The sequence below is a fragment of the uncultured Campylobacter sp. genome, assembly GCF_963517995.1.
Classification (GTDB): Bacteria; Campylobacterota; Campylobacteria; order Campylobacterales; family Campylobacteraceae; genus Campylobacter_A.
Genome location: NZ_CAUQHQ010000145.1, coordinates 1 through 5329, shown reverse-complemented (window position 1 = coordinate 5329; position 5329 = coordinate 1). Strand labels below are relative to the sequence as shown.

General features: G+C 44.1%; 8 protein-coding genes and 1 pseudogene. All 9 read left to right on the top strand.

Going from position 1 to position 5329, the window contains the following annotated elements; translation table 11 throughout:
* A pseudogene (locus tag RYL88_RS11235) lies at positions 1-204 on the top strand (phage portal protein); the annotation flags it as partial.
* Positions 197-1939, top strand: a complete 1743-nt coding sequence (locus RYL88_RS11230; protein WP_314991349.1) for a phage major capsid protein — start codon at positions 197-199, stop codon at positions 1937-1939. The pseudogene RYL88_RS11235 and the gene RYL88_RS11230, both read left to right, overlap by 8 nt.
* A gap of 55 nt (positions 1940-1994) precedes the next feature.
* Positions 1995-2309 carry a hypothetical protein gene (locus tag RYL88_RS11225; RefSeq protein ID WP_314350350.1) on the top strand — a complete coding sequence of 105 codons (315 nt, stop codon included), beginning with the start codon at positions 1995-1997 and terminating at the stop codon, positions 2307-2309.
* A complete protein-coding gene (locus RYL88_RS11220; protein WP_314991346.1) occupies positions 2302-2598 on the top strand; it encodes a hypothetical protein in 297 nt (98 codons plus the stop codon). Before RYL88_RS11225 ends, RYL88_RS11220 begins: the two co-directional genes overlap by 8 nt.
* Complete coding sequence (locus tag RYL88_RS11215; protein ID WP_314991343.1) at positions 2598-3053, top strand: hypothetical protein; 456 nt, start codon at positions 2598-2600, stop codon at positions 3051-3053. The genes RYL88_RS11220 and RYL88_RS11215 overlap by 1 nt, the downstream gene beginning before the upstream one ends.
* Position 3054: 1 nt before the next feature.
* Complete coding sequence (locus RYL88_RS11210) at positions 3055-3519, top strand: phage baseplate assembly protein V (protein ID WP_314991341.1); 465 nt, start codon at positions 3055-3057, stop codon at positions 3517-3519.
* A gap of 111 nt (positions 3520-3630) precedes the next feature.
* Positions 3631-3921 (top strand): GPW/gp25 family protein, encoded by a 291-nt coding sequence (locus tag RYL88_RS11205; protein WP_314089551.1) that lies wholly within the window; start codon positions 3631-3633, stop codon positions 3919-3921.
* Positions 3918-4961, top strand: a complete 1044-nt coding sequence (locus RYL88_RS11200; RefSeq protein WP_314991339.1) for a baseplate J/gp47 family protein — start codon at positions 3918-3920, stop codon at positions 4959-4961. The genes RYL88_RS11205 and RYL88_RS11200 overlap by 4 nt, the downstream gene beginning before the upstream one ends.
* Positions 4961-5329 (top strand): phage tail protein (locus RYL88_RS11195; protein WP_314991337.1); only part of this gene is annotated, 369 nt, incomplete at its 3' end. The genes RYL88_RS11200 and RYL88_RS11195, both read left to right, overlap by 1 nt.

Here is a 5329-nt window from a genome sequence, read left to right as displayed (position 1 = left end):
GGCTGGGAATACATCGACCCAAACAAGGAAGTAAGCGCCAATGCCAAGGCGATCGAGTGTGGATTTAAAACGCGCATCGAGGTTTTGAGAGAAAAAGGGATCGAATACGATACCTACCTCGACGAGCTGGAAAAAGAGAAGCAAATCGTGCAAAAACTGCAAGAAATAGAAAAAATCAAGAAAGGAAATAGCGGCCGTGAATGAGAATATTTTAAAAGACGCGCGCAATTTTAGCGTAAATTTAGGCAAAAATGCGGCGTTTGACGACGAAGCAAAAACTATTAGCTTTATCGCGCTCTCAAAAAACAATCTACACAAAAGAGTTGGATTTTGGGGCGACGAATATTACCTGAGCGTAGATACTAGCGGGGTTAAATTTAATGCCAAAACGCTTTATTTGGATCATGATCCGACGTTTGCTAATGCAATCGGCTCGATAATCGAGACTAAATTTGAAAACGGAGATTTTAAAGCCAAGGTTAAATTTAGCGATGAGGTAGCTAGCTCAAAAGAAGCTTACGCGAAATACAAAGCCGGGCTTAGCGACAGCGTGAGCGTTGGATTTGGAAACTACAAAGTAAAAGAAATGGACAAAATAGAAGGGGTGGAGCATTACCAAATTTATGAGGGCGAGATCATCGAACTCTCGGCCGTTTGGCAAGGAGCTGATCCTAACGCAAAAATATCAAAATTTAATCAACCAAAAGGAGAAAAAATGCCAATGAACGAACAAGCAGCGCCGCAAGAGGGCGCAAAACTAGCCGCAACGCCAAGCGCTGGCGAGCTTGCCAAACTAAACGAGCAAGTAAGATCAAGCGAGGAGACTAGAGCAAACATCATCGAGCTAGCTCACATTTTAGGGCGCGAAAAAGAGGCGCTCGCTGCGATAAGCGCAGGCAAGAGTTACGCCGAATTTAGCAAAGAAATGGCCGAACTAAATGCAAAAAGCGAGATAAAAACCGTAAATATCCTCTCAAAAAGAGATAATAGCGCGTGCTTTAGCCTTGCAAACGTCATAAAATCGGCCGTAGATAGAAACGTCGATTTGTCGCGCGAGATGGAATACAGAGGCAAAGAGATCGGGCGTTTTGCGTTGCCGGACGAGTTTATAGCAAATTTCGCCGACGGAGTAACAAGCACGACGACGGCAGCCGACGCCGTAAATAGAGAATACCGCGGCGATCTACTCATCGAGCAACTAAAGCAAGATAGCAAACTGCTAAATTTTTGCACGTGGCTACCGAACCTAAGCGCAAATTTGACTATCCCGCGCGATACGTCTAGCATCACCGCGGACTTCGTAGAGGAGGGCAAAAGACGCGACGCTGAAAAGATGATGTTTGACAACATCTCGCTAAGCCCTCACACCCTAAACGCAAATATCATCATCACTAGAACGATGCTAAACATGAACGCGTTTGAGCTTGAGAGCTTTGCGTTTAAAAAGCTAAAAGACGCGATCCGCAAAAAGATAGAGCAAACGCTGCTTTATGGCAACGGAGTCGTAAAGGGGCTATTTGCCACAAGCGGAGTGCCGACCGTCACCGGATACATGACTGCGCCTACTTTGGAGCTTACCTTGGCCTTTGGCGATAAGCTAGACGCGGCCGGGCTTGATACCGAGCACTCAAAGTTTTTTATCAACGGAACGGACATCAGCAAGCTACGAAGCACGAAGCGCGGCAACAGCACCGAGCGCATGCTAATCGACGTCGGAGACAATGACCTTCAAGGATACGCCTACTACAAAAACAACAACCTAAAAGCGGGCGACGTGATATTTGGAAACTTTGAGGATATTTGGATCGGAGCGTTTGGATCGCTTGAGATCCTGCCGCTAATGCAAGAGGGCGGAAACGTCTTGCTCCAGGCATTTTACGACATCGACGCGAAGCTAGCACGCGAGAAGAGCTTTGCCATCTCAAAAACATCTGTTTAAATTTAGCGTAAAGGCGGGCTCGGCTCGCCTGCAAAATAAAAAAGAAAGGTAAAAAATGAGCAAATATATAGTTTTATACGCCACGTTAATCGGCGTTGATTTTTGTGAAGAGGGCGACATCATCGAGCTACCGGATGGAACGGATAGAAATTTTATCGCACGCATGCAAACTATCGGAGCGATCGCGCCTTACGACGGTAAAAACGATGCGGCAACAAGCAAAAAAGACGAGAAAAAAGATGCTAAAGATGATAAGAAATCATCAGCTGACAAAGGCAAGGATACTAAAAAAGACGATAAAAAACCGCCCGAGGACGACAAGGACGCTAATACCAAAGGACTTGACGAAAACGGCAATATAAATGATTGATATAGATATGGTGAGAAGCGACGTCAAGAGCATCTTAAATCAAAGCTTTGGCATAAATTTGAAATGCACGAGAACGGATGAGCTCATCAAATGCCATTTTAACGCAAACTCTAAGGTGATTTACGAAAACGGGGCGGTAGGCACGGAAATAACCGCCCTTATTACGCTTGAAGATGCGAAAAATCTAAGGCTAAAAGACGAGATCGAGATACTGGGCGCTAGATACGAGATCACAAAAAGCGTGCTCGAAAGTCAAGTGCTAAAAAGACTATTTTTGAGAGAAATTTGATGTCAAAAAAATATTTTATAGAAGAGCTACAAGTTCCAACGCAGAGCAACACGCCCCCGTCTCCTCAAAACATCCGGGCGCAAATCGTAGACGCGCTAAAGAAGCACCTGGAGAGCTTAAATTTTAGCGTTGAGGTTTTTGAAATTTACGTATTTGACAAAGACAACCTGCCGCTAATCATTATAAAAGACACCGACGATGCAGTGGAAGCGGTGAGCTTTGAGCGAATAAAACACGAGCTAAGCGTGAGTATAAATTTGATCGACTCATCATATAGCAAAAATGACGAGCTACTTTTAAAGGTGCTGGATAAGCTAAAAAGCTTTGAGGGTAAATTTAACTTTATGGAACTCAACGCCGTAAATCGTTCAAATATCGAGGTTTTGGATAAGGACTACGTTATTACCGAGCTAAGGCTAAAAATCGTTTATCATACGCAGCTTTGGAGCGTTTAAAATGCAATTTATCGGCACGATCTGCGAAGTGAGCGAAAACAAAAGCCTGGTAAGGGTTGAATACCTAGGCACGAAAACAAAGCTCATCCCCTACGTCCAAAATGCGAACTCATTTAAACGCACGTTTTCGCCGCCGCGAGTCGGAGAGCAGGCGATCGTCCATCAGTTAAGAGATGGCGGGATCAAATACGCCGTGGGCGCGATCTTTAATCAAGCTTGCCGCGAGCCCGAAGGAAGCTCCCAAACCAAAGAGATAACGCAATACGAAGACGGCACTATAATCAGCTATGACACGTCAAGCTCTACTCTTGAAATTTTATCTCCAAAACTCATCAATATAATCGCCGATCGCATTACGATAAAGGCCGACGTGACATTAAACGGAAATTTGAACGTTAAAGGCAACATTCACGCCACCGGAACGATCATCGACGACGGCGGAAATACTCCTCACCACTCGCACTAATCCCCTAAAACCCCCTTGTATAAAAGAAAACGATATTTTTATATTATGTCCTCGTTAAAGCCGCAAGGCGGCGTTTTGTCCTTTTCGCCGCCTAATTTTTTAGGATAAATGATGTATCAAATAAACGAAATTGAGAATATTCGACGTATTTGCAAAACCTCAAAGCTCACAAAAACACTGCGCCCGACGTTTGGACTAGATAGGTATATCGATAAAAAGATGACGCTAAGCGAGCTCCTGGCGCTAAAGCGCGATATAAAATCTCAAATTTTAACCTTCGAGCCTCGCGCGGAAAATCTTAAAATCGAACTCACGCCGCGAGCGGATAATATTCTAGACGTCAAAATCGGATACACGAGAAAGGGCGAATTTAATGAAAATGAAGTGAGGCTAAGTTTATGAAACCTTTAAGAGTGCCGCAGTTTATCAAGCCTTTAGATATAGAAAAAGAGCGCGCAAGCATAATCGAGGAGTTTAAGAAAAAGAGCGGCAAGCTTGATTATATCCCGCTAATCGGCGACGACTACATAACGCTCATAGACATATTTTTATATCGGCTCAATAACTTTTTTGAGCTGATTAACGTCAAGGTGGCGAATAACTATCTAAATTTTAGCACCGGCGAATATCTCGACGAGCTAGTGGCGCTAATCGGCATCAAACGAAATGAGGAGGTAAGGCCGATCGCCGAGCTTGAAATAAGCGTAAATTCGGCTACTTTTCTACCAAAAGGCAGCAAATTTACCGACGGCAAGGGGCACTTTGCATTTTTGCTTGAAGACGCAAATATCGCAGACGAGGCGACGGTCAAGATTGAAGCGGGCGGGTATTTTAAGGAAAACTACGAAACGACGACGCTGGAGATCCCGAATATCTACATCAAAACAATCAAAATGACAAAACCATTTAGCGGATTTAAAGCGCGCGAAAACGACGACGAGCTAAGAAATAGATTTTTACTGGCAATGCATCGCTTTAGCACCGCAGGAAGCCAAAAAAGCTATCTTTTTTACATCTTAAGCATCGAAGGCATCACGAAGGCAAACGTTTATCGGCTAAGTCCTGGCGTAGTGCAAATCGTGTATTTTTCAAGATATGAAAAAAATATCGCAGAAGCGAAAATATCAGAAGCGCTAAAGGATAGAGTGCCTCTTACCGATAACGTCTTGATGAAAGAGGCGACGCAGATCAAATTTGACCTCATTATCGAAGTCAGGCTAAAGCAGGATTATATGTTTGCCGAGGTGCTCAAAAATGCCGACGAGAAACTGCGGGATTATTTTGCGAACCTAGACATCGGATTTACGCCGCATTTTTCGCAGCTTATTGAGATAGCGTTTGACGAAAACACTCACGCGGTGGAGATCAAAACGCCGATCCCAAACTCAAACCGAGATAGTCTCATAGTCCTAAATAGCTTGCAAATTTTGAAGGCTGATTGATGATAGATTTAAGAACTTACGACGATACTTTATTTCGAGTCGATGAGGTTTTGGGCGAAAAAATGCGCGAATGGCTTAAATTCGATAAGCGCTTTTTCTACGAACAAGACGATTTTAACCGCGCTTTTTTGGCGCAGACCTTTGATGTCGAGCCGGCATCTCAGAGCCTAGAGGAAACAAAGAAGCTCCTAGACGAGCCGTTAAAAACCTACTTTTTTGAGGGAACGTCTTATATTTTCGGAAAGGCACTGCAGGCGTTTTTTAGCGGAGCGCGCCTTAAGGAGTGGCATGAATACGGCGGCGAGCCTTATCATTTTAAGGTCGAAATAGATCTCAAAGATGACGGCACGGACGAGACGAGATACAAA

Bases quoted from the DNA above. Each gene is read 5' to 3' on its own strand.
- RYL88_RS11225 (WP_314350350.1), top strand. From the start codon at position 1,995: ATGAGCAAATATATAGTTTTATACGCCACGTTAATCGGCGTTGATTTT.
- RYL88_RS11210 (WP_314991341.1), top strand. From the start codon at position 3,055: ATGCAATTTATCGGCACGATCTGCGAAGTGAGCGAAAACAAAAGCCTG.
- RYL88_RS11215 (WP_314991343.1), top strand. From the start codon at position 2,598: ATGTCAAAAAAATATTTTATAGAAGAGCTACAAGTTCCAACGCAGAGC.
- RYL88_RS11220 (WP_314991346.1), top strand. From the start codon at position 2,302: ATGATTGATATAGATATGGTGAGAAGCGACGTCAAGAGCATCTTAAAT.
- RYL88_RS11200 (WP_314991339.1), top strand. From the start codon at position 3,918: ATGAAACCTTTAAGAGTGCCGCAGTTTATCAAGCCTTTAGATATAGAA.
- RYL88_RS11205 (WP_314089551.1), top strand. From the start codon at position 3,631: ATGTATCAAATAAACGAAATTGAGAATATTCGACGTATTTGCAAAACC.